Origin of the sequence: Streptomyces sp. NPDC052396, from assembly GCF_044593195.1 — a bacterium.
Classification (GTDB): Bacteria; Actinomycetota; Actinomycetes; order Streptomycetales; family Streptomycetaceae; genus Streptomyces.
In genome coordinates, this window is record NZ_JBIUAW010000004.1 from 1 (window position 1) to 23,262 (window position 23,262).

The following is a 23,262-nucleotide window of genomic DNA, read 5'->3' on the forward strand; positions in this document are numbered from 1 at the left end:
CGGTTACATTCCGAACCCGGAAGCTAAGCCTTTCAGCGCCGATGGTACTGCATGGGGGACCGTGTGGGAGAGTAGGACGCCGCCGAACAATTATTAGCCTCAGGGGCGATCTGTAAGAGATTACGGATCGCCCCTGAGGCTTTTTTGCATTCTCCGGGACCGATACGGTGACGCCCATGGGCGGTCGTGCACAGCTGATGTGGGACGAAGCGGTAACGGGCTATGACTTCGGGCCGGGGCATCCAATGGATCCGGTGCGGCTGGCGCTGACCATGCGCCTGATCGAGGCATTCGGTCTCGACCGGGAGATGCGGGTGGTGGCCGCCAAGCCGGCCGGTGAGTCCACGCTGCGGCTGGTGCATCGCGAGGATTACATCGCCGCGGTGCGCGCCGCCTCCGCCGATCCCGCCGCGGCGGACGCCGGTTATGGGCTGGGCACATTGGACGACCCGGCGTTCGAGGGTATGCATGACGCGGCGGCGTTGATCGCGGGGCAGTCGGTGGCGGCCGCCGAGTCGGTATGGCATGGCGAGGTAGCACACGCCGTCAATTTCACGGGCGGCCTGCATCACGCCATGCCGGGCGGGGCCGCCGGTTTCTGCGTCTACAACGATGCCGCGCTGGCCGTCGCCAGGCTGCTGGAGCTCGGTGCGGAGCGGGTGGCGTATGTGGATGTGGATGTGCACCACGGAGACGGCGTTCAGACGGCGTTCTGGGACGATCCCCGGGTGCTGACCATCTCGCTGCACGAGCACCCTCGCACGCTCTTCCCGCAGACCGGATGGCCGGAGGAGACCGGGGGGCGGGCTGCGGAGGGTGGTGCGGTGAATGTGGCGCTGCCGGCGGGTACCGGGGACGCGGGCTGGCTGCGGGCCTTCCACGCCGTGGTGCCCGAACTCCTGGCGGCCTTCCGGCCGCAGGTGCTGGTGACCCAGCACGGTGCCGACACCCACTTCGAGGATCCGCTGGCGCATCTGGCGGTGTCGCTGGACGCGCAGCGCCTGGTGGCCGAGGAGTGCCATGTGCTGGCCCACCGTCATGCGGAGGGTCGGTGGGTGGCCTTGGGGGGCGGGGGCTATGCGGTGGTTGAGGTGGTGCCTCGGTGTTGGGCGCATCTGGCCGCGATCGCCGCCGGGCGGCCCATCTCGCCGGAGGCGGCGGTGCCGGAGGAGTGGCGGCGTCAAGTGTTTGCCCTGACCCGCCAGTTGGCGCCTGGGCGGATGACGGATGGGGTACGGCCGGAGTGGCGGTCCTTTGCCGACCACGGTTATGACCCGGCTGACCGGCTGGATCAGGCGATCCTGGCCACGCGCCGGGCGGTGTTCCCGGCGCATGGGTTGTTGCCATAGGGGACTTGGGGTTCGTTGCCGGCTGGGGCACCGTTTCCCGCCTCGGCGGTCTGTCCCACCCGTGCATCACCCGTTACCCGCACCAGGAAGCTTGAGCCTTCCGGTGGGCGGCTGGGCGCCGTCGGCGGCTGTCGACGCGCCAGTGACGGCCGCACCCAAGGGCGTTGATCACGCGTTAGCCGTTCGTGGAAGCCTTGCGTGCGCACCTGCTCGCCGCCCGGCTGGCCGGTGCGGTGGCCACCACCCGGGAGCGGAGCCTCGACCGCTACCGGCGGCTGGTGGCCCGTGATCCCAGGGTGCTGATGGGACTCGAGCCGGAAACCGACTGGCGCATCGAGGAGTTGTTGCGTCTGATGGCCGGTAAGTGTGGAGTTTCAGCCGATCCCGCACACACTTCCGGGCATGATGTGATCGATCCGGACCGAACGGTGGTGGCACTCGGTGCCTTCGCCGACCGTCTGGGCGCAGTGGCCGCGACCGGCGCTCCGGTGCTGCTGGGAACCGGTCACCCCCACCGCCTCCTGGGCTTCTACGCCGCATTGGCCGCCGGCCTGTCGTCGGCGGGATGCCGTGTTCTCAGCCCTGCGCAGGGTCGAACTGTCGACATAACGACCCGGTTTGGGGTACGCACGTACAACCTTGACTACGTCAGAGGAGTCGCGATGGTGCGCGAAGGCGGCGCGCGCGCATCCTCGAATGAGCCCGGCGCACACACGCATTCACCCCTCCCGGTTCGTACTGCACTGGCAGCGGCGGCAGATGGTGACGGGCCTCTTCCGGCCCTGGTCATCGGGGACCACGGATGGGTCTGCGGGGCTGGTCAGCTGGGCTTTGAGGCCATGGGGCTGGCGGACTCGGACGACCCGGCGCTCTTCGTCGGACAGGCCGAGGGGCGGGTGTCCGTGGTCGTTCCGCTTGATGACACTGTGCGGTCTGATTACTACCTGCCGCTTACTCGCTATGTACTCAATCGAGCGTGTCTGTCACGGTAGGCGGCCGATGGCTGCTCCTCTTCCCCACTCGCATCACCCGCCCCTAATCTGGGGAGTGAGCGCGCGGCGACGAGGAGTCACCGGAGGGGAAGCCGGTGCGCGTCCATGTGCGGAAGGTTCAGGTGTGTCATGGCTGCTGGCGAAAGGCCTCTCAATGAGGTCGTGTTCCTGACCGTGGCGGAAGTCGCCGCGGTGATGCGCGTGTCCAAGATGACCGTGTACCGGTTGGTGCACAGTGGTCATCTGCCGGCGATCCGGGTGGGCAGGTCCTTCCGGGTCCCAGAGCAGGCGGTGCACGAGTACCTCCGTGAGTCATTTGTGGGGGTGGAAACCGCCTGACGACGACCTCGGATTACGCTGTTCGCCCGGTGCCGGGTAGGCTGGCCCGATGTAGGTCGTGTGGGCTCGGACGCCCCGCACCGAGTGAATCGATGTAAGCGAGGGTAGTCGTGGGCTCTGTTATCAAGAAGCGGCGCAAGCGGATGGCCAAGAAGAAGCACCGCAAGCTGCTCAAGCGCACTCGCGTTCAGCGCCGCAACAAGAAGTAAGCAGCGCAGCTGTGTTCCACCCGCAGCCCTCCCACCGCTTCGGCGGTGGGAGGGCTGCGGTGCGTTGCGGTGCGTGAGGTCCTCGCCACGGCTTGAAATGTCGCTCCGTGCAGCGGGCGGTCATCACAGCGCAACAACGAGCCGCTACGGTGGCCGCCACAGGGCCCTCGCGGTGGCCGGGGAGTGCCCGCAGGGAAGGGGAGGCGCTGATCTTGGGCAAGGTCGTGCTCGTCACGGGAGTAGCGCGCCAGTTGGGCGGCCGCTTCGTCCGTCGCGTCCAACGCGAACCCGGGGTGGACCGGGTCATCGGGGTGGACGCAGTGCCACCCGAGCACCACCTCGGCGGGGCCGAATTCGTACGGGCGGACATCCGCCACCCCACCATCGCCCGCCTCCTGGCGGAGCACTCCGTGGACACCGTGGTCCATATGGACGTCAATGGCACCCCGTTGGGCAAGCGCGGCGGCCGGACCATGGTCAAGGAGACCAATGTCATCGGCAGCATGCAGTTGCTGGGTGCCTGCCAGAAGACCCCCTCCGTCAAGCGGCTGGTCGTCAAGTCCAGTACCACGGTGTACGGTTCGGCCCCCCGGGACCCCGCGATCTTCACCGAGACCACCCCGCCCAAGTCGCTGCCCAGCGGCGGCTTCGCCAAGGACGTGGTGGAGATCGAGGGCTATGTGCGAGGCTTCGCCCGCCGCCGGCCGGATGTGGCGGTGTGTGTGCTGCGGTTCGCCAACATCCTCGGGCCATGTGCGGACTCCCCGCTCGCCCAGTACTTCTCGCTGCCCGTCCTGCCCTCGGTGCTGGGCTTCGACCCCAGGCTGCAGTTCGTCCACGAGGACGACGCCATCGAGGTGCTGCGGATCGCCGCCGGCGAGCCCGCCAGGGGCACCCTCAACAGCGGCACCTTCAACATCGCGGGCGATGGGGTGCTGCTGCTCTCCCAGGCCGCCAGGCGGCTGGGGCGCCCCACCCTGCCGTTCTTCCTGCCGACCGTGACCTGGTTCGGCTCCGCGCTGCGCTCGGCCAGGGTGCTGGACTTCTCCCCCGAGCAGATCCGGCTGCTCACCCATGGCCGCGTCGTGGAGACCGCGCAGATGCGGGAGACGCTGGGCTTCCACCCCCGGTACACCACTCCCGGAGCCTTCGCCGACTTCGCCCGCAGCCGGGGCACCGGACTGCTGCCGCCCGAGACCCTCGCCCGTACCGTCGACCGGATCGCCGACCGAATCGCCGTGGCACTGCCTGCCGGCCGCGGCCACCAGTGAGGAGCGCACGCACCATGGCGGATGCCAAGGTCATCCCGTTCGGCGAGGAACCGCGGACCAAGCGGCGCCCCAGGCGCTCCCCGGGCCCCGGCCGCACCAAGCGGGCGGCGCCCCTGACGCCCGTCCCCGTGCCCCGTACGGAGCCGGACGGCGGCCGGCCGGCCGAGGAGCCCGGCAGCCCGGTGGCCGGGCCGCCGGAGCAGGAGAACGGCTGGGAACGGAAGGTGGCGCACGGCCTGAACTTCCTGCGCCGCCGGATCACCGGTGACTACGAGGTCGACGACTTCGGCTTCGACAAGGAGCTCACCGATCAGGTGATCATGTCCGCGCTCCGGCCGTTCTACGAGAAGTACTTCCGGGTCGAGGTGCGCGGCATCGAGAACATACCGGAGAAGGGGGCGGCCCTGGTGGTCGCCAACCACTCCGGGACGCTGCCGGTGGACGGGCTGATGATGCAGGTGGCCGTGCACGACCACCACCCGGCCGGCCGGCATCTGCGGATGCTCGCCGCGGACCTGGTCTTTATGCTCCCCGGCATCAATGAGCTCTCCCGCAAGCTCGGGCACACCCTGGCCTGTGCCGAGGACGCCCAGCAGCTGCTGGAGCGCGGTGAGGTGGTCGGGGTGATGCCCGAGGGGTTCAAGGGGATCGGGAAGCCGTTCTCCGAGCGGTACAAGCTGCAGCGCTTCGGCCGGGGCGGCTTTGTCTCTACGGCGCTGCGCGCGGGGGCGCCGATCGTGCCCTGCTCCATCGTCGGGGCCGAGGAGATCTATCCAATGGTCGGCAACTCCAGGACGGTGGCCCGGCTGTTCGGCTTCCCGTACTTCCCGCTGACGCCCACCTGGCCCTGGCTGGGGCCGCTGGGGCTGGTGCCGCTGCCGACGAAGTGGACCATCCAGTTCGGTGAGCCGATCCCCACCGACGGTTATCCGGCGGAGGCCGCGGACGATCCGATGCTGATGTTCAACCTCACCGACCAGGTGCGGGAAACGATTCAGCACACCCTGTACAAGCTGCTTGTGCAACGGCGGTCGGTGTTCTTCTGACCCGTTCCGAGTCGAAGAACACCGACCGCCGTGGGTGGCCTGTCCGGCCTACTTGGCGTCCTCGCCTTGCAGGCCCAGGCCCGGAAGGACATTGGGCAGGATCGGCGGGATGGTGATGTCCGGCTGCTTGGACTTCTCGTCCTTGCCGTGCGAGGAGCCGGAGCTGTCATTGGGCGCCGGGTGCAGCAGCCCGCCGGGGCCGAGCAGCCCGTCGTGCTCCTCGTGGCTGCCGCCGGACGGCTGGGCGGACTGGCCGCCGGTGTGCCGGCCGTCGGTGGACTGGGACGTCCGGGGCGCCGGGGCGCTGTGCCCGGGGCTGCCCGGAGCGCCGTGCCGGGCCGGGGAGTCGGGCTTGGTGTGGGCGTCCTGCCTGGCATGGCCGTGCAGCAGCGACTGCAGCGGCTCGACATCATCGTCTATGGCCTGGAAGGCCGAACTCACCTGGTCCCGGACGTCGTTGAGGGGGAGCGGCAGCTTGTCGCGCAGCTGGCTCCAGCCCTCCTGGTGGGAGGCGGTGAACGAGGACAGCAGCCGCATCGGGGCCAGTGAGCCATCGCGCTGGAAGGCGGAGTGCAGCAGGCGGTGGCCCTCGGAGACGTCGTGGCGCATGCCGGAGAGGGTTCTGCGGATCTCGCTGAGGGACTCATGGTCCAGCTGGCCGGACCGGCCGCGCTCCATCAGCCGACGGGCCTCGAAGAGCCGGGTGGACGCCTGGTCCAGCAGGATCTCGCCGCGCTCGGAGTCGCTGTCGGCGAGGCCCAGCTTGAGATCCTCCATGCCGCGCTTGAGGCCGTAGAGGGTGTCGCCCGGCAGGGCGTTGGAACTGGCGGCCGCCACACCGCCGAACGCCCCGGCCGCCACGCCCACCGTGAGACCACCCGCCGCCAGCCCCTTGGACCAGCGGGAACGCGGCTTCAGCCGGCCCAGCCCGCCCGCCCGGTGGGTGCCCCGGCCGCCGGACCTGCTCCCACGCTGCTCGGGAACGGCGGCGGTGCCGCCGGCGAACTGGGCTTCCATGGCGGCGATCAACCGTGCGCGCTGCACGGTCTTCACCTCGGGATCCAGCTCCGGCGCGGGCAGTTCGGCCAGCCCGCCTGCCAGAGCCAGCAGCTTGCCCTGCTCGCCGCCCGGCGGGGCCGGAATGTCCGTCGCCGTGTCCGCCGCCGGGCCGGTCCGTGCGGCCGCCGCGCCCTGGAGTTCCTCCAAGGCCTGGGCGAAGGCGTTCGCCCGCCGGTGCGCCGATACATTCGCGATCACGGGCGGCACCTCCTCTCGTCATGACGATCGACTCCCCTGAACACCTGGAGGTTGCGCGCCTTGAGCGCAGCCACTCGATCGAGTGAGTGAATGCGGGCATGACGCGAGTGCGGGAAGTCTGCATCCCGGACAACGAGCGGCGTGGCAGTCGGGTTACGCGACGCGGACGAGGTGCGCGCCCACGGGTGGCTCAAGGACATGCGCGGGGGACGCGGATCAGCGGGCGTCGTCCGGGAGGAGTCTGGCCAGGGTGCGGACCGCGCGGTACTGGAGGGTCTTGATGGCGCCCTCGTTCTTCCCCATGACGCGGGCGGTCTCGGCGACCGACAGGCCCTGGAGGAAGCGCAGGGTGACGCACTCCTGCTGCTGCGGGTTGAGCTTGCGCACCGCCTCCAACAGGGCGGCGTTGGAAAGGGATTCGAGGACGGACTCCTCGGGGGAGCGCTCGACCTCGTTGGCGTCGAGCATCTCGCCGGTGGTCACTTCCAGCCGGAACCGGGATGACTTGAAGTGGTCGGCCACCAGGTTGCGGGCGATGGTCACCAGCCAGGCGCCGAAGTCGCGGCCCTGCCAGGTGAAGGTGCCGATGCGGCGCAGGGCCCGCAGGAACGTCTCGCTGGTGAGGTCCTCGGCGGTGGCCCGGCCCCCCACCCGGTAGTAGATGTAGCGGTAAACGGTGTCGGCGTACTGGTCATAGAGTCGGCCGAATGCCTCGGCCTCGCCGGCCTGGGCTCGTTCGACCAGGTCGAGCATCCGGGCGCTGTCGCTGTCGGCGCTCGGGCGGCGGGCGGTGGTGGTGGCCCCCGACCCGGTGCCGCGGCGGGCGCGTCTGCCGACCGCGGCACTGCCCTCGGCGAGGGCGTAGCAGGGGCTCCGCTGCCCGAAGGCGGGGCCGGCTGCTACGGAGGGGGCGAGCGTGGCGAAGGCGGGGACGGCGTACGCGGTGGGGACGAAGCCGCGCAGACGGTCGAGGACCGCTGCGCGCAGCGTAGCCAGGCCCGAGGCGTCAACCCCGACGTGTGGGTACACGGGACTCCCAGAGGCAGAGCTTCCATCACGTGCAGTACCGGACCGTTCACTCCTCGTAGGGACAGGCGAGGGACCGGTTTGCGTCTGAGGAGAATAACCCTTCGTACAGGCAGCGCTACGCCGAGTTGCTCAAATCATCGTTTCCGTTCGTTCTGTCGCTACTTGGGGGTTGATCAAATATCGAACTGCGTATGGGAGTTGACCAACTTTGTTCAGGGTGTGGTCGATTGGGCAGCGTGTTGTGGCAATCCGGGCAGGGCAGGACTGGCGGCGCCAGGGTGGGGTATGACAACCGGATTGCCTGCCGGGGACAGGTGGTTACGGTACGTATCCGGAAGGGTGGCGGGGCGTGACCCGGGTGGTCGCCCGATCCGGTGACGGGGTGTGGCCGGCCGTGCGGTGCCGAGGGTCAGCGGCGGCGGCGGTGCACCGCGAGGGCGACGGCGGCGGCACCGCCCAGGGCGCCCAGTCCGACGGCGGCGGGGATGCCGATGCGGGCCGCCTTGCGGCCGGTGCGGTAGTCGCGCAGCCGCCAGTCGTGTTCCCGGGCGTGGCGGCGCAGCCGGGCGTCGGGGTTGACCGCGTGCGGGTGCCCGACCAGGGAGAGCATCGGGATGTCGTTGGCGGAGTCGCTGTAGGCGGCGCAGCGGTCCAGGTCCAGTCCCTCGGCGGCGGCCAGCGCGCGGACCGCTTCGGCCTTGGCCGGGCCGTGCAGCATCTCGCCGACCAGCTTGCCGGTGTAGACGCCGCCCACCGATTCGGCGACGGTGCCCAGGGCGCCGGTCAGGCCCAGACGGCGGGCGATGATGGTGGCGGTCTCCACGGGGGCGGCGGTGACCAGCCAGACCTTCTGTCCGGCGTCCAGGTGGGCCTGGGCCAGGGCGCGGGTGCCGGGCCAGATGCGCTCGGCCATGTACTCGTCGTAGATCTCCTCGCCGATGGTCATCAGCTCGGAGACCCGGTGGCCCTTGACGATGGACAGCACGCTGTCGCGGGCGTCCTGGATGTGCTCGGGGTCCTCGATGCCGGCCAGCCGGAACCAGGCCTGCTGCCAGGCGAAGCGGGCCAGGTCGCGCTTGCCGAAGAAGCGCCGTTTGTACAGGCCGCGGCCGAAGTGGAAGATGGCGGCGCCCTGCATGATCGTGTTGTCGAGGTCGAAGAAGGCGGCGGCCCTGGGGTCACCGACGACCGGGAACTGGGGTTCCGCCGGTTCGGGGGCCGGCTCCTGTTCCTGCGCGGACTTGCGGGCTGCCTCAGCGGCCGCCTCGCCGGCCCGCACGCTGCGTGCGGTGGCGAAACGGCGGCGGTTGGTGAGCCATGCGAGTGCGGCCATGTTCCGGAGCATAGTCAGTTTGTTCGGGGTGCTCGCAGCGCGAGCGACTCGATGACGTGAACTTTACGCGTCGGTAGCGTTACTGTGCTGACCGGTAGGTCAGCCGCCCAGGGCCTTGCGCAGGCGGACCGGGTTCACCCGCCAGAAGTCATGCTGTTCGCCGTCGATCAGGATGACCGGGATCTGCTCCCAGTACTTGCGGTGCAGCTCCTCGTCCTGGGTGATGTCCTTCTTCTCCCAGCGGGCGCCGAGTTCGGCGCAGACCTCGGCGATGGTCTGCTCGGCGGCCTCGCACAGATGGCAGTCCGGCTTGCCGACGAGGGTGACCAGGCGGTCTTCGGGGTTCTTGCGGGGGCGGCGCAGCAGGGGGCTCATGGGGCCATTGTGCGTCGCCGGGTGCGGCGGGCCGTACGGCGCGGTGCACCGACGATCAGCGGAGCGTTTGGGTGCCTGAGTCGACTACCATCATGTGTCGATTTGTTGGTGTCCGGGGGATTGAGCATGAGGAGTGAGCGCCCGTGTCCCGGTCCGCCGACCCCTGGTGCGGGTGTGGCGCCAGTGGCGGTCGAGTCGGCGTGATCAGCGGTTCCCGGATCCGGCCGAAACTTCGCGTGAGACCCATCACTTTGCCCGGACAAAGCGGACACCATCTTTGTGCACGCGTTCACAAAGGCATAGCCTGCGTTCGACGGGGCGGTCCTGGGACAAGGCGCCGCCTTAAGCCCCGCGCTACCCGCAGGAGCACCGTGGCAACTGGCCGAACTCACCGACCGGCGACCCGAAGCCGAGGGATTCCCGAGGCCACCGTCGCCCGGCTACCGCTGTATCTGCGCGCACTGACCGCGCTCTCCGAGCGCTCGGTGCCCACCGTCTCCTCGGAGGAGCTGGCGGCCGCGGCGGGCGTCAACTCCGCCAAGCTGCGCAAGGACTTCAGCTACCTCGGCTCCTACGGCACCCGTGGTGTCGGCTATGACGTCGAGTACCTCGTCTACCAGATCTCCCGCGAACTCGGCCTCACCCAGGACTGGCCGGTCGTGATCGTCGGCATCGGCAACCTCGGTGCGGCGCTGGCCAATTACGGCGGCTTCGCCTCCCGTGGCTTCCGGGTCGCCGCGCTGATCGACGCCGATCCGGCCATGGCGGGCAAGCCGGTGGCCGGGCTGCCGGTGCGGCACACCGACGAACTCGAGTCGATCATCACCGACAACGGGGTCTCCATCGGCGTGATCGCCACCCCGGCCGGTGCCGCGCAGCAGGTCTGCGACCGGCTGGTGGCCGCCGGGGTCACCTCCATCCTCAACTTCGCGCCCACCGTGCTGTCCGTTCCGGAGGGGGTGGATGTGCGCAAGGTCGATCTGTCGATCGAGCTGCAGATCCTGGCCTTCCATGAGCAGCGCAAGGCCGGCGAGGAGACCGCGCCGGCCGCCGGGCAGCCGCGCGGCGAGGCCCGTGCGCCCGAGGGCGGGAAGGGACCCGACGGGGACATCCCCGAGGTGATGCCGGCATGAGCGAGCGCAGCGTGGGGGTACCCCCGGCCGGAGGCCGGGGGAGAATCATCGAGAGGCGCGTCCAAGACGAAGGCTTGCCCGAGCGAAGCGAGGGAAAAGCATGAGTCTTCTGGTCGTCGGTCTCAGCCACCGCAGCTCCCCGGTGAGCGTGCTGGAGCGGGCCGCCCTCACCCGGGACGCGCAGGCCGCGCTGGTGCACGACACCCTGGCCGCCGAGCCCGCCGGTGAGGCGGCGGTGCTGGCCACCTGCAACCGCATCGAGCTCTACGCCGACGTGGACAAGTTCCACGCCGGTGTGGCCGAGCTGTCCACGCTGCTGGCCAGGCACAGCGGGGTGCCGCTGGACGAGCTCACTCCGTACCTCTATGTGCACTACGAGGACCGGGCCGTCCACCATCTGTTCTCGGTGGCCTGCGGGCTGGACTCGATGGTGGTGGGCGAGGGCCAGATCCTCGGCCAGATCAAGGACGCGCTGGCTCTGGGCCAGGAGCTGCACACCGCCGGGCGACTGCTGAACGACCTGTTCCAGCAGGCGCTGCGGGTGGGCAAGCGGGCGCACAGCGAGACCGGTATCGACAAGGCCGGGCAGTCGCTGGTGACCTTCGGCCTGGAGCAACTGGCCGCCGGGCAGCCGGTGGACGCCTGGGCCAAGGGCAAGCGGGCCCTGGTCATCGGGGCCGGCTCGATGTCCTCGCTGGCCGCCGCCACCCTGGCGCGCGCCGGGGTGGACCATGTGGCCGTCGCCAACCGGACGTTGGCGCGGGCCGAGCGGCTGGTGCACACGCTCGAAGAGCACCATGGCACGAGCCTGGCCGAACCGGGCTCCGGGGCAACCGGAGTTACCGCCTCGGCCGTGGAAATGGCCGCGGTTCCGGGCGAGTTGGCGCTCGCCGACATCGTGGTCTCCTGCACCGGCGCCACCGGCCTGGTGCTGACCGCGGACGCCATCGGGGAGGCGCTCACCGGGCGCGGCCCGGTGGCCCTGCTGGACCTGGCCATGCCCCGCGACATCGACGCCGCCGTGCACCGGCTGACCGGCGCCCGTCTGGTGGACATCGAGACGCTGGCGGAGGCGTCCGCGGACGCCCCCATGGCGGCCGATGTGGACCAGGTGCGCTCCATCGTCTCCGACGAGGTGGCCGCCTTCGGCGCCGCCCAGCGGGCCGCGCACATCACGCCCACCGTGGTGGCCCTGCGCGCCATGGCCGCCGATGTGGTGGCCGGCGAGATCGCCCGGCTGGACGGGCGGCTGCCCGGCCTGGACGACAAGCAGCGTGCGGAGATCGCGCAGACCGTGCGCCGGGTCGTCGACAAGCTGCTGCACGCGCCCACGGTGCGGGTGAAGGAGCTGGCCGCCACCCCCGGCGGCGCCGGATACGCCGACGCCCTCCGGGAACTGTTCGATCTCGACCCGCAGACGGTGGCCGCCGTCAGCCGGGCCGATACCCGCAACGCACAACTGCGCAACACAGCACGGGAGTCGGCATGAACGGCACCAATACCCCCCTGCGCCTGGGCACCCGGCGCAGCCAACTGGCCATGGCCCAGTCCGGCCAGGTCGCCGAGGCGGTGCGCCGGATCACCGGACGCCCGGTCGAACTGGTGGAGATCACCACCTTCGGCGATGTCTCGCGCGCGGCACTGGCGCAGATCGGCGGCACCGGGGTGTTTGTCACCGCGCTGCGCGACGCGCTGATCGCCGGGGAGATCGACTTCGCGGTGCACTCGCTCAAGGACCTGCCCACCGCGCAGCCCGAGGAGCTGAACCTGGCCGCCGTGCCGGTCCGCGAGGACCCGCGCGATGTGCTGGTGGCCCGCGACGGCCTGCGCTTCGAGGACCTGCCGGACGGGGCCCGGGTGGGCACCGGTTCGCCGCGCCGGATGGCGCAGCTCAATGCCTGGGCTCGTGACCTGGGCAAGGCGATCGAGATGGTCCCGATCCGGGGCAATATCGACACCCGCTTGGGCTTTGTCGCCAAGGGCGAGCTGGACGCCGTGGTGCTGGCCGCCGCCGGGCTGACCCGGATCGGCCGGATCGGCGAGGCGACCCAGCACCTGGAGCCCGACACGGTTTTGCCCGCCCCCGGCCAGGGGGCCCTGGCGATCGAGTGCGCCACGACCAACGCACCGCTCGCCGCCGCACTCGCCGAGCTCGACGACCCGCACACCCGGGCCGCCGTCACGGCCGAGCGCTCTCTGCTCGCCGCCCTGGAGGCCGGCTGCTCCGCACCCGTGGGTGCGTTGGCCGACCTTTTGGTCGACGAACAGACTGTCACCGAAATGCGCCTGCGCGGCGTCGTCGGCACCACCGACGGCTCGACGCTGGTGCAGCTGTCCACCACCGGTCCCGTGCCCGCGTCCCAGGACGACGCGCTGGCGCTCGGTCGCGAGCTCGCGACCGAGATGCTGGGCAAGGGTGCGGCCGGTCTTATGGGGGAGCGAGCACTTTGAACCCCACCGCCCCGAACCACCCCGTAACGGGTCACGTCACCTTCCTCGGTGCCGGCCCCGGAGACCCGGGACTGCTGACGCTACGCGCCGTGGAGGCACTCGCGGCCGCGGACGTCCTGATCGCCGATCCGCAGGTGCTGGACGTGGTGCGCGTGCATGCGCGCGCCCACGTGGACATGCCGGTGCAGACGGCCGCGGACGAGGCGTCAACTGCCGTCGACGTCCCCGTACTCAGGGACACCGCCAATCTTGTCATGACGGCCGCGCGCGGCGGCAAGCGGGTCGTCCGTGCGGTCCTGGGTGACCCGGGACTGGACGGCAACGCCGCCGACGAGATGCTGGCCTGTGCCGATGGCGGCATCACCTTTGAGGTGGTGCCGGGTGTGGCCACCGTGGTGGGTGTGCCCGCCTATGCGGGTGTGCCGCTGCGCGACGGGCGGGGCGGCGACGTCCGGTTCCTCGACGCCCGTACCGCCACCGCCACCGCCTGGTCCGAGGTCGGCGCCAGCGAGGTGACCGCCGTGGTGTCCACCACGCTGGACTCGGTGGTGGCCACGGCCGGCGAGCTGGTGGCCGCCGGGCGCAAGCCGGACACCCCGCTGAGCGTCACGGTGGCCGGCACCACCACCCGGCAGCGCACCTGGACCGCCACCCTGGGCACGGTCGCCCAGGTGCTCAAGGCCGCCAAGGTGCTGCCCTCGCCGGACGGCGCCCAGCCGGTGATAGCCGTGGTCGGCGAGCGCTGTGCCGCCGACCGGCGCGAGAGGCTGTCCTGGTTCGAGTCCAAGCCGCTGTTCGGCTGGAACGTCCTGGTGCCGCGCACCAAGGAGCAGGCCGCCTCGCTCTCCGACCAGCTCCGTTCGTACGGTGCCGTGCCCAGCGAGGTGCCCACCATCGCGGTGGAGCCGCCGCGTACCCCGCAGCAGATGGAGCGGGCGGTCAAGGGTCTGGTCACCGGGCGCTATGAGTGGATCGCCTTCACCTCGGTCAACGCGGTCAAGGCGGTGCGCGAGAAGTTCGAGGAGTACGGGCTGGACGCCCGGGCCTTCGCCGGCATCAAGGTGGCGGCGGTGGGCGAGCAGACCGCCAAGTCGCTGATCGAGTTCGGCGTCAAGCCGGACCTGGTGCCCAGCGGCGAGCAGTCGGCCGCCGGCCTGCTGGAGGACTGGCCGCCCTACGACCCGGTCTTCGACCCGATCGACCGGGTCTTCCTGCCGCGCGCGGACATCGCCACCGAGACCCTGGTGGCCGGTCTGATCGAGCTGGGCTGGGAGGTGGACGACGTCACCGCCTACCGGACGGTGCGCGCCTCGCCGCCGCCGGCCGAGACCCGGGAGGCGATCAAGGGCGGCGGCTTCGACGCCGTGCTGTTCACCTCCTCCTCCACCGTGCGGAACCTGGTCGGCATCGCCGGCAAGCCGCACAATGTCACCGTTATCGCCTGCATCGGCCCGGCCACCGCCAAAACGGCGGAGGAGCACGGCCTGCGGGTGGACGTGCTGTCGCCCGAGCCCTCGGTGCAGAAGCTGGCCGAGGCGCTGGCGGAGTTCGGGGCGGCCCGGCGCGATGCCGCGCTGGCGGCCGGCGACCCGGTCACCCGTCCCAGCGAGCGGCGGCCCGGATCGCGTAGAAGGGCACGGAGTTGAGCACGTACGGATCGTTTCCCGCCGCCCGCCCCCGGCGGCTGCGCACCACGCCCGCCATGCGCCGCATGGTGGCCGAGACCCGGCTGCACCCGGCCGAGCTGATCCTGCCCGCCTTTGTACGGGAGGGGCTGGCCGAGCCGGCGCCGATCGCCACGATGCCGGGTGTGGTCCAGCACACCCGGGACACCCTGCGCAAGGCGGCGGTGGAGGCGGTCGAGGCGGGCGTCGGCGGGATCATGCTGTTCGGGGTGCCGGAGTTCAAGGACGCCACCGGCAGCCAGGGCACCGACCCGGAGGGCATCCTCCAGGTGGCCATCCGGGATGTGAAGGCCGAGGTCGGCGACGAACTGGTCATCATGTCCGACCTCTGTCTGGACGAGTACACCGACCACGGCCACTGCGGGGTGCTGGACGAGCACGGCCGGGTGGACAATGACGCGACCCTCGAACGGTACGCCGAGATGGCGCGCGTCCAGGCCGACGCGGGTGTCCATGTGGTGGGCCCCAGCGGCATGATGGACGGTCAAGTGGGCGTCACCCGGCGGGCGTTGGACGAAGCCGGGCACCAGGATGTGGCCATCCTGGCCTACACCGTCAAGTATTCCTCGGCGTTCTACGGTCCGTTCCGCGAGGCGGTGGCCTCCTCGCTCAAGGGTGACCGCAAGACCTACCAGCAGGATTCGGCCAACTCCCGTGAGTCCATGCGGGAACTGGCGCTGGATCTGGCCGAGGGCGCGGACATGGTGATGGTCAAGCCGGCCCTGCCCTACCTGGACGTTCTGTCCAGGGTCGCGGACGCGGTGGATGTGCCGGTGGCCGCGTATCAGATCTCGGGTGAGTACGCGATGATCGAAGGCGCGGCCGAAAAGGGGTGGATCGACCGCGATGCTGCGATCTTTGAGACCCTGACCGGGATCAAGCGGGCCGGTGCGAACATGATCCTGACGTACTGGGCTACTGAGGCTGCGCGCCGTCTGGGCTGAGCAACTCTGTTTGTCTGCGGGTCGGTTGTGGCTGATCGCGCCCCCGCGGCGGAGCCGCATGACGCAGCCGCCCCGCGCCCCTTGAGGGGCGCGGGGTTTTGTCTGTGGTCACCCACACAGGTCGAGTCTCGGCGAATCGGGGTGGGTCTGGCGCCGCCAAACCGAACATGACTACCGTGCGTGTCAGGATGCTTACGCTACGGAGGCGTGCATGAGTCATGACCCCGAACTCGCCGACGACTGGGAGTACACGCTCCAGGTGCCGTCGGACCCGATGGCGCCGTGCATCGCCCGGCGTACCCTGCGCACCATCTTCGAGGAACATGGCTTCCTCGAACTCGCCGATACCGCCGAGCTGCTGACCTCGGAGCTGGTCACCAACGCCTACCGCTACTCGGACGGCCCGGCCTCGGTGCGGGTCAAGCGGGACGGAGACCGGGTGCGGGTGGCGGTCTGGGACACCAATCCCAGGATGCCCTCGCTGGACGCGGCGCCCCGGCCGGATGACGAGGCCGAGCAGGGCCGGGGGCTCGGCCTCGTCCAGTGGTGCGCGGACAGCTGGGGCGGGTTCACCCTGCGCGACCAACCCCAGGGGCTGGTCGGCAAGTTGATCTGGTTCGAGCTGGGTGCCCGCCCGCAGCAGCGGGTGCCCTGAGCGTCCTAGAGGCGCTCGGGGGTGCGGATGCCCAGCAGTTCCATGCCCTGCCGCAGGGTGCGGGCGGTCAGCTCGCACAGGAACAGCCGGTTGGCCACCTGCTCCGGGGTGTCGGCCTTGATCACCGGGCACTGGTCGTAGAACGCGGTGAAGTGCGAGGACAGCTGGTAGAGATAGGCGGCCAGCTTGTGCGGCTCATAGCCCGCCGCGACCTCCGCCAGGGTCTCGCCGAACTGGTCCAGGTGCAGGCCCAGCGCACGCTCGGCGGGCGCCAGCGGCAGCTCGGGGTGTGCGGCGGGCGAACTGCCCTCCGCCTTGCGGATGATGGAGCGGATCCGGGCGTAGGCGTACTGGAGGTAGACCGAGGTGTCGCCGTTGAGCGAGACCATCTGGTCCAGGTCGAACTTGTAGTCGCGGATCGCCGAGGTGGACAGGTCCGCGTACTTCACCGCGCCGATGCCCACATAGCGGCCGTTCTCGGTGATCTCCTGCTCGCTCAGGCCCACCTTCCCGGCCTTCTCCCCGACCACCGCGGTGGCCCGCTCGATGGCCTCGTCCAGCAGGTCCACCAGCCGGACCGTCTCGCCCTCGCGGGTCTTGAACGGCTTGCCGTCCTTGCCCAGCACGGTGCCGAAGGCCAGCTGCACCGCGTGCACCTCGTCGTTCAGCCAGCCGGCCCGGCGGGCGGTCTCGAAGACCATCTTGAAGTGCAGCGCCTGGCGGGCGTCCACCACATACAGCAGGGTGTCCGCGCCCAGGTTCTGCACCCGGTCGCGGATCGCGGACAGGTCGGTGGCCGCGTAGCCGAAACCGCCGTCCGACTTCTGGACGATCAGCGGCACCGGCTTGCCGTCCGGGCCCTTGACGTCCTCGAAGAAGACACAGAGCGCGCCCTCGGAGCGGACCGCCACGCCGGACTCCTCCAGCAGCCGGCAGGTCTCCGTCAGCATGTGGTTGTAGCCGGACTCGCCGACCACGTTCTCATCGCGGATGTCCATGTCCAGCTTGTCGAAGACCGAGTAGAAGTAGATCTTCGACTCATCGACGAACCGCCGCCACAGGGCGAGGGTCTGCTCGTCGCCGGCCTGGAGGTCCACCACCCGGCGGCGGGCCCGCTCCTTGAACTCCTCGTCGGAGTCGAACAGGGCGCGCGACGCCTTGTAGAGGCGGTTGAGGTTGGACATGGCCTCCTCGCCGGAGACCGCCTGCTCGTTCTTGTGGTCCAACTCGTGCGGGTGCTCGAGCAGATACTGGATCAGCATCCCGAACTGGGTTCCCCAGTCGCCGATGTGGTGGCGGCTGATCACCTTCTCGCCGGTGAACTCAAGGATCTTGACCACCGCGTCGCCGATCACCGCCGACCGCAGATGGCCGACATGCATCTCCTTGGCGACATTGGGCTGCGCCCAGTCGATCACCGTGGTGCCCGGCTTCTCCTTGACCGGCACGCCCAGCCGCTGGTCCGCGGCGCGCGCGGCCAGCGTCTCGGTGATCGCCCGGTCGGAGACCGTGATGTTGAGGAAGCCCGGACCGGAGACCTCGACATCGGAGATCAACTCGCCCTTGGGCAGGCCCTCGACGACCTTGGCGGCCAGCTCCCGCGGGTTCCCCTTGAGCTTCTTGGCCAGCGCCAGCATGCCGTTGGCCTGGAAGTCGGCCCGGTCGCTTCGTCGCAGCAGCGGGTCGGCGGTGCCCGCCTCCGGCAGGGCTGCCGAGAGGGCGTCCGCGATGCGCTGGTGGAGCGAGGAAGCGAGGGAGTCAACCGAAGCCATGGGGTGGGTGCCATTCCGGTAGGCGGCGTTCATTCGATGGCACCGAGTATCCCATGCGGGGTACCACGGGCTCAGCTGCGTTTGGGCCGGGCCCCCGGGCAACCCCCGGGGCGGCGGCGCCGTCTGGGAGAATGGTCATGCCAGACCGTAAGGAAGGAAGTGCCGTGGCTCAGGCTCAGAGCACCGAGGCCGACTGGGTCTCCCGTTTCGCCGACGAGGTCATCGCCGAAGGTGAGCGCCGCGCCCCGGGCAAACCGATCGTCGTCGCCTCGGGTCTGTCCCCGTCCGGCCCGATCCACCTGGGCAACCTGCGCGAGGTCATGACCCCGCACCTGGTCGCCGACGAGATCCGGCGCCGGGGCCATGAGGTCCGTCATGTGCTGTCCTGGGACGACTACGACCGCTACCGCAAGGTTCCGGCGGGCGTCGAGGGCATCGACGAGTCCTGGGCCGAGCACATCGGCAAGCCGCTGACCTCGGTGCCGGCGCCGCGTGGCTCCGCGTACGCCAACTGGGCCGAGCACTTCAAGGCCGCCATGGTCGAGGCCCTGGCCGAGCTGGGCATCGAGTACGACCCGATCAGCCAGACCGAGCAGTACACCTCGGGCGTCTACCGCGAGCAGGTCCTGCACGCGATGAAGCACCGCGGCGAGATCGACGCGATCCTCGACCAGTACCGCACCAAGGACAAGGCCACCGGCAAGCCCAAGGCCAAGCAGCAGAAGCCGGTGGACGAGGCGGAGCTGGAGGCGGCGGAGGGCTCCGGCGCGGCCGCCGAGGACGACGGCAGCGCGGGCGGCGCGGGCTACTTCCCGTACAAGCCCTACTGCGGCGTCTGCGAGCGCGACCTGACCACGGTCACCGCCTATGACGACGAGAGCACCGAGCTGGCCTACACCTGTGTGTGCGGGCACTCGGAGACCGTCCTGCTGAGCGAGTTCAACCGCGGCAAGCTGGTCTGGAAGGTCGACTGGCCGATGCGCTGGGCCTTCGAGGGCGTGATCTTCGAGCCCTCCGGTGTGGACCACTCCTCGCCCGGCTCCTCCTTTGTGGTCGGCGGCCAGATCGTCCGCAAGGTCTTCGGCGGCGAGCAGCCCATCGGCCCGATGTACGCCTTTGTCGGCATCAGCGGCATGGCCAAGATGTCCTCCTCCAAGGGCGGCGTGCCCACCCCGGGCGACGCGCTGAAGATCATGGAGGCGCCGCTGCTGCGCTGGCTGTACGCCCGCCGCAAGCCCAACCAGTCCTTCAAGATCGCCTTCGACCAGGAGATCCAGCGGCTCTACGACGAGTGGGACAAGCTGGAGGCCAAGGTGGCCGACGGCTCGGTGCTGCCGGCCGACGCCGCCGCGTACGCCCGTGCCGCCCGGACCGCCGCCGGTGAGCTGCCGCGCACCCCGCGCCCGCTGCCGTACCGCACGCTGGCCTCGGTGGCCGACATCACCGCCGGCCATGATGAGCAGACCCTGCGCATCCTCGGCGAGCTGGACCCGGCCAACCCGGTGACCTCGCTGGACGAGACCCGGCCCCGGCTGGACCGCGCCGAGCACTGGATCAACACCCAGGTCCCGGCCGACCAGCGCACCATCGTCCGCGAGGAGCCGGACACCGAGACCCTGGCCGCGCTGGACGAGCAGGGCCGGGAGTCGCTGCGGCTGCTGCTGGACGGGCTGGACGAGCACTGGTCGCTGGACGGCCTGACCACCCTGGTCTACGGCGTGCCCAAGATCCAGGCCGGCCTGGACCCGGAGGCCAAGCCCACCCCCGAGCTCAAGGTGGCCCAGCGCGCGTTCTTCGCGCTGCTCTACCAGCTGCTGGTCGGGCGGGACACCGGTCCCCGGCTGCCCACGCTGCTGCTGGCGGTGGGCGCGGACCGGGTGCGCAAGCTGCTGAGCGCGTAACCGTGTGACAAAGGGGGCCACCGCCCGGCGGTGGCCCCCTTCGTCATGCCGTCCTACTTCTTGTCGGCGGCCTACTTCTTGTTGGCGGCCGCCACCGAGGCCACCGCCTCCTTGGCCGCGTCCTTGGCGCTCTTCATCAGATCGCCCGCGTCCGGCGCCTTGGCGCCCTGGTAGCCGGTGCCGCTGTACTTCACGATGACCACCACATTGGCGGTGCGCACCACCACGGTCTCGTTCTGGAACTCGTCACCGTCCTTCTTGGTGACCGTGCTGACCGAGGACGCCCAGTCGCCCAGGCCGTTCACCTTCTCCACCTTGGCGTCCTTGGCGCCGTCCTCGGTGGTCGCCTTCTTGACCGCCTCCGCCGCGTACACCTGGGCGCGCTGGTCACCGGAGCCGAGAGTGGGGTCGGAGCCCACGTTCTTCAGCGAGACATTCAGCGCCCGGTACTGGAGGTCATTGGGGTCCTCGTCATTGAGGCCGTTCCAGAAGCAGCTGTCGGGGAGGGCCTCGCCCTCCTTCTTCTTCGCCTTGGGGACCAGGTTGTCGATGGTCTTCCCGGAGAGCGTCTTACAGGCGTCGGGGGTCTTGGGGTACTTCACCGCGGCGACCGTGGCGGTGGCGCTGGCGGAGGGCTGGGCGCTGCTCGCCGAGGGGGTGGCCGAGCTCTTCTTCTCACCGCCGCCGCCCGAGGAGCAGCCGGCGACGAGCATCACCGGTACTGCGGCGCAGGCGAGGAGTCGGGCGAGTCGCGGGGCTGTTCGTCGGTGCATGGGTCCTTCGCTCATTCGGTGCGGGTGGTGGGTCTCTGCCTACGCGCACGGTACGCGGCCCCGCGGTGGGGCTTGGGCTGATCCGTCCTAGTTGCCGAAGTGTCCCGCGTCGATCTCCCGGGCCAGGGCATGGGCCTTGCGCTGCATGTCCTGGTCGGCGGGCAGACGGCGTCTGTCGGCCGGCCACTCGTCGTAGGCGATGGTGACCAGGACGTTGGCGGAGCGGAAGACCACCTTGATGTCGCGGTGCACCCCGCTGCTGTCGGAGCTCGGCTTGTCGTCGATAAAGGCGTCGTCGCCCAGGTCGTCCAGGGTGCGCGGGGCCAGGTCCGGGCCGTTGGCCGGCGGGGGAGCGGTGGACGGCGCCACGGTGCGCCCGGCGCTGCCGGCGGGCTTGGGGGCGTTCTTGCCGTCGTCGCTCTTGCCGGCGGCCGTGGTGGCGGACGGGCTGGGGGCGGCGGGGGAGGAGGACGCGGCCGGGATATGGGCGTCGTCGGCCAGCTTCTGGTAGAGCTGCTGCGCCCGGTCGTCGTCGCTGACGCCGCTCTGGTACGAGACCACCCGCTCGAAGTCGACGGCCAGGTGCCGGGTGGCGTCCGGGGTCTCCTGCTTCCAGCGGCAGCCGACCCGGCGGTCGGTGTCATAGGTGACGGTGGCCTGGCCGTGGTAGAGCCGCTCGGCGTCCTGTTCGCTGATGCTGTCATCGGCGGGCAGCAGTTTGCGCAGGGCGTCCCGGCTGATGTAGCCGCAGGGCTCGGGGAGGTTGTGGTACTTGCCGGGTTCGGCGGCCGGGGCGGCCGAATCACCGGTGCCGGGCTTGGGGTCGTCGGCGCCACCACCCGCACCATGGCCACCGCCGCAGCCGGCCAGGGCCGTGGTGAGCAGGGCCGCGGCCAGTGCGGCCGTCGGTGCATACGCCCTTCGCTGCACGGTCCGTGCCTTCCCTTCGCTCGCCCGGTCGCGGCCGAAATACGGTTGCCGCCGGTGGGCGGCCGCTGGACACAATGTGTACCGCAACGCCGCCGGGACCGCTGGTTCGCCGTCGCGTATCAGGTGACTGGTCCGGAATTTGCGTTATCTGCTTTTGTCTGGGGTTTCGGCGCATTCGTCAATGCGTTCGGGGGAATGAGGAAGTTATGTCGTACACCGAGCTGCCCGGTGCCCGGGTGCCGATCCGGATGTGGACGGATCCGGCGATGGTGGAGGACGTCGCCATGCGGCAGCTGCGGAATGTCACCACCCTGCCGTGGGTCCAGGGCCTGGCCGTGATGCCGGATGTGCACTTCGGCAAGGGGGCCACGGTGGGCTCGGTGATCGCCATGCGGGGCGCGGTGTGCCCGGCGGCGGTCGGGGTGGACATCGGCTGCGGCATGTCCGCGGTGAAGACCTCGCTGACCGCCAATGATCTGCCGGGCGACCTGTCCCGGCTGCGCTCGAACATCGAGGCGGCGATTCCGGTGGGCTTCGCCATGCATGACGACCCGGTGGACCCGGTGCGGCTGCATGGGCTGCCGACGGCGGGCTGGGACGACTTCTGGATGCGATTCCAGGGGGTGGCGGATGCGGTCAAGTTCCGTCAGAGCCGGGCGCTGAAGCAGATGGGGACGCTGGGTGGCGGGAACCATTTTGTGGAGTTCTGCCTCGATGAGACGGGCTCGGTGTGGCTGATGCTGCACTCCGGGTCCCGCAACATCGGCAAGGAGCTGGCGGAGTACCACATCGGGCAGGCCCGCAAGCTGTCCCACAACCAGGGGCTGGTCGACCGTGACCTCGCGGTCTTCCTGGCGGAGACTCCGGAGATGGCCGCCTACCGGCACGATCTGTTCTGGGCCCAGGAGTATGCGCGGCACAACCGCGAGATCATGATGGCCCTGTTCAAGGATGTGGTCCGCAAGGAGTTCAAGAAGGCCAAGGTGGCCTTTGAGCCGGTCATCTCCTGTCACCACAACTATGTGGCCGAGGAGACCTATGAGGGCGTGGACCTGCTGGTGACCCGTAAGGGAGCGATCCGGGCGGGCAGCGGCGAGTACGGGATCATCCCGGGCTCGATGGGCACCGGCTCGTATATCGTCCGCGGCCTGGGCAACCCCGACTCCTTCAACTCCGCCTCGCATGGCGCGGGCCGCCGGATGAGCCGGAACCAGGCAAAGAAGCGGTTCTCCGCGCAGGACCTGGCGGAGCAGACCCGGGGTGTGGAGTGCCGCAAGGACTCCGGGGTGGTGGACGAGATCCCGGCCGCCTACAAGCCGATCGAGCAGGTCATGGACCAGCAGCGGGACCTCGTCGAGGTGGTGGCCAAGCTGAAGCAGGTCATCTGTGTGAAGGGCTGAGCACCCCTCACGCCTCCCGGTCCTGCGGGTACCAGCGCAGCTCCACCGTGTTGCCGTCGGGGTCGCGGACATAGACCGACTGGGCGGTGCCGCGGGCGCCGAAGCGGGGGACCGGGCCGTCGAGGACCTCGAAGGTGCCGGAGTCGATCACGGTCTGCCAGTCCAGCGGCTCCACCGTCAGGCAGATGTGGTCCACATTGGACTCGCCGCGCGCCCCCGCCACCAGGTCGATGATGGTGCCGGGGGTGACCCGCACGGACGGGAAGGGCACCTCGCCCTTGCGCCACTCGTCCACCCGGACCGGCTCCAGGCCGAGCGGGCCGGTGTAGAAGGCGAGGGAGCGTTCGACGTCGGCGACATTGAGGACAAGGTGGTCAAAGGCGATGACGCGCATGGAGTGCTCCTGGATCAGCGGATT

General features: G+C 70.1%; 22 protein-coding genes and 1 rRNA gene. 15 read left to right on the forward strand and 8 right to left on the reverse strand.

The genetic code is table 11. From position 1 onward, the window contains the following. The 7 genes from rrf to ACIHFE_RS11240 all read left to right on the forward strand — a co-directional run. A 5S ribosomal RNA gene (rrf, locus tag ACIHFE_RS11210) occupies positions 1–88 on the forward strand; the annotation flags it as partial. An 88-nt stretch (positions 89–176) separates the two neighbouring features. Further along, positions 177–1,349, forward strand: a complete 1,173-nt coding sequence (locus ACIHFE_RS11215; RefSeq protein ID WP_400105601.1) for an acetoin utilization protein AcuC — start codon at positions 177–179, stop codon at positions 1,347–1,349. A gap of 185 nt (positions 1,350–1,534) precedes the next feature. Further along, positions 1,535–2,341: a phosphatase gene (locus ACIHFE_RS11220; RefSeq protein ID WP_400105602.1), complete on the forward strand. Its 807-nt coding sequence runs from the start codon at positions 1,535–1,537 to the stop codon at positions 2,339–2,341. A 129-nt stretch (positions 2,342–2,470) separates the two neighbouring features. Further along, positions 2,471–2,680 carry a helix-turn-helix domain-containing protein gene (locus tag ACIHFE_RS11225; protein WP_154080489.1) on the forward strand — a complete coding sequence of 70 codons (210 nt, stop codon included), beginning with the start codon at positions 2,471–2,473 and terminating at the stop codon, positions 2,678–2,680. 110 nt (positions 2,681–2,790) lie between these two features. After that, entirely contained in the window at positions 2,791–2,889 is a 99-nt protein-coding gene (locus tag ACIHFE_RS11230; RefSeq protein ID WP_003948845.1) for a 30S ribosomal protein bS22, read from the forward strand. Positions 2,890–3,101: 212 nt separating this feature from the next. Beyond that, positions 3,102–4,160 (forward strand): NAD-dependent epimerase/dehydratase family protein, encoded by a 1,059-nt coding sequence (locus ACIHFE_RS11235; protein ID WP_400105603.1) that lies wholly within the window; start codon positions 3,102–3,104, stop codon positions 4,158–4,160. Between the two features lie 14 nt (positions 4,161–4,174). Further along, positions 4,175–5,206, forward strand: coding sequence for a lysophospholipid acyltransferase family protein (locus tag ACIHFE_RS11240; RefSeq protein ID WP_400105604.1), 1,032 nt, complete (start codon positions 4,175–4,177; stop codon positions 5,204–5,206). 48 nt (positions 5,207–5,254) lie between these two features. Here ACIHFE_RS11240 and ACIHFE_RS11245 read toward each other — a convergent pair whose 3' ends face one another. The 4 genes from ACIHFE_RS11245 to ACIHFE_RS11260 form a co-directional block, all read right to left on the reverse strand. After that, entirely contained in the window at positions 5,255–6,463 is a 1,209-nt protein-coding gene (locus tag ACIHFE_RS11245; RefSeq protein WP_400105605.1) for a DUF5667 domain-containing protein, read from the reverse strand. 216 nt (positions 6,464–6,679) lie between these two features. Further along, complete coding sequence (locus ACIHFE_RS11250; protein ID WP_400105606.1) at positions 6,680–7,492, reverse strand: ECF subfamily RNA polymerase sigma factor, BldN family; 813 nt, start codon at positions 7,490–7,492, stop codon at positions 6,680–6,682. A gap of 409 nt (positions 7,493–7,901) precedes the next feature. Beyond that, positions 7,902–8,825 carry an HAD family hydrolase gene (locus tag ACIHFE_RS11255; RefSeq protein WP_400105607.1) on the reverse strand — a complete coding sequence of 308 codons (924 nt, stop codon included), beginning with the start codon at positions 8,823–8,825 and terminating at the stop codon, positions 7,902–7,904. Positions 8,826–8,924: 99 nt separating this feature from the next. Further along, positions 8,925–9,200: a glutaredoxin family protein gene (locus ACIHFE_RS11260; protein WP_400105608.1), complete on the reverse strand. Its 276-nt coding sequence runs from the start codon at positions 9,198–9,200 to the stop codon at positions 8,925–8,927. A gap of 371 nt (positions 9,201–9,571) precedes the next feature. On the opposite strand from ACIHFE_RS11260, the gene ACIHFE_RS11265 reads away from it, so the two are divergent. From ACIHFE_RS11265 to ACIHFE_RS11290, 6 genes are all read left to right on the forward strand, one after another. Next, the gene (locus ACIHFE_RS11265; RefSeq protein ID WP_400105609.1) at positions 9,572–10,333 is read left to right on the forward strand and encodes a redox-sensing transcriptional repressor Rex; all 762 of its coding nucleotides are present in this window, start codon (positions 9,572–9,574) and stop codon (positions 10,331–10,333) included. A gap of 100 nt (positions 10,334–10,433) precedes the next feature. After that, positions 10,434–11,822, forward strand: coding sequence for a glutamyl-tRNA reductase (locus ACIHFE_RS11270; RefSeq protein ID WP_400105610.1), 1,389 nt, complete (start codon positions 10,434–10,436; stop codon positions 11,820–11,822). Continuing rightward, entirely contained in the window at positions 11,819–12,784 is a 966-nt protein-coding gene (hemC, locus tag ACIHFE_RS11275; RefSeq protein ID WP_400105611.1) for a hydroxymethylbilane synthase, read from the forward strand. Before ACIHFE_RS11270 ends, hemC begins: the two co-directional genes overlap by 4 nt. Continuing rightward, entirely contained in the window at positions 12,781–14,430 is a 1,650-nt protein-coding gene (locus ACIHFE_RS11280) for a uroporphyrinogen-III synthase (protein WP_400105612.1), read from the forward strand. Before hemC ends, ACIHFE_RS11280 begins: the two co-directional genes overlap by 4 nt. Next, positions 14,427–15,413, forward strand: coding sequence for a porphobilinogen synthase (hemB, locus tag ACIHFE_RS11285; RefSeq protein WP_400105613.1), 987 nt, complete (start codon positions 14,427–14,429; stop codon positions 15,411–15,413). The genes ACIHFE_RS11280 and hemB overlap by 4 nt, the downstream gene beginning before the upstream one ends. Positions 15,414–15,624: 211 nt before the next feature. Then, positions 15,625–16,068 carry an ATP-binding protein gene (locus ACIHFE_RS11290; protein WP_400105614.1) on the forward strand — a complete coding sequence of 148 codons (444 nt, stop codon included), beginning with the start codon at positions 15,625–15,627 and terminating at the stop codon, positions 16,066–16,068. 5 nt (positions 16,069–16,073) lie between these two features. On the opposite strand, the gene argS is transcribed toward ACIHFE_RS11290, so the two are convergent. Further along, positions 16,074–17,840 (reverse strand): arginine--tRNA ligase, encoded by a 1,767-nt coding sequence (gene argS / locus ACIHFE_RS11295; protein WP_400105615.1) that lies wholly within the window; start codon positions 17,838–17,840, stop codon positions 16,074–16,076. A gap of 137 nt (positions 17,841–17,977) precedes the next feature. Here argS and lysS point away from each other — a divergent pair, with 137 nt between their 5' ends. Continuing rightward, positions 17,978–19,741, forward strand: a complete 1,764-nt coding sequence (gene lysS, locus ACIHFE_RS11300; RefSeq protein ID WP_400105616.1) for a lysine--tRNA ligase — start codon at positions 17,978–17,980, stop codon at positions 19,739–19,741. A gap of 71 nt (positions 19,742–19,812) precedes the next feature. On the opposite strand, the gene ACIHFE_RS11305 is transcribed toward lysS, so the two are convergent. Both ACIHFE_RS11305 and ACIHFE_RS11310 read right to left on the reverse strand, forming a co-directional pair. Continuing rightward, positions 19,813–20,514, reverse strand: a complete 702-nt coding sequence (locus ACIHFE_RS11305) for a hypothetical protein (protein WP_400105617.1) — start codon at positions 20,512–20,514, stop codon at positions 19,813–19,815. An 87-nt stretch (positions 20,515–20,601) separates the two neighbouring features. Continuing rightward, complete coding sequence (locus tag ACIHFE_RS11310) at positions 20,602–21,444, reverse strand: hypothetical protein (RefSeq protein WP_400105618.1); 843 nt, start codon at positions 21,442–21,444, stop codon at positions 20,602–20,604. 206 nt (positions 21,445–21,650) lie between these two features. Here ACIHFE_RS11310 and ACIHFE_RS11315 point away from each other — a divergent pair, with 206 nt between their 5' ends. After that, on the forward strand, positions 21,651–22,844 hold the full coding sequence (locus ACIHFE_RS11315; RefSeq protein ID WP_400105619.1) for an RtcB family protein: 1,194 nt from the start codon (positions 21,651–21,653) through the stop codon (positions 22,842–22,844). 7 nt (positions 22,845–22,851) lie between these two features. On the opposite strand, the gene ACIHFE_RS11320 is transcribed toward ACIHFE_RS11315, so the two are convergent. Then, positions 22,852–23,238, reverse strand: a complete 387-nt coding sequence (locus ACIHFE_RS11320; protein WP_400105620.1) for a VOC family protein — start codon at positions 23,236–23,238, stop codon at positions 22,852–22,854. Between the last annotated feature and the right edge of the window lie 24 nt (positions 23,239–23,262).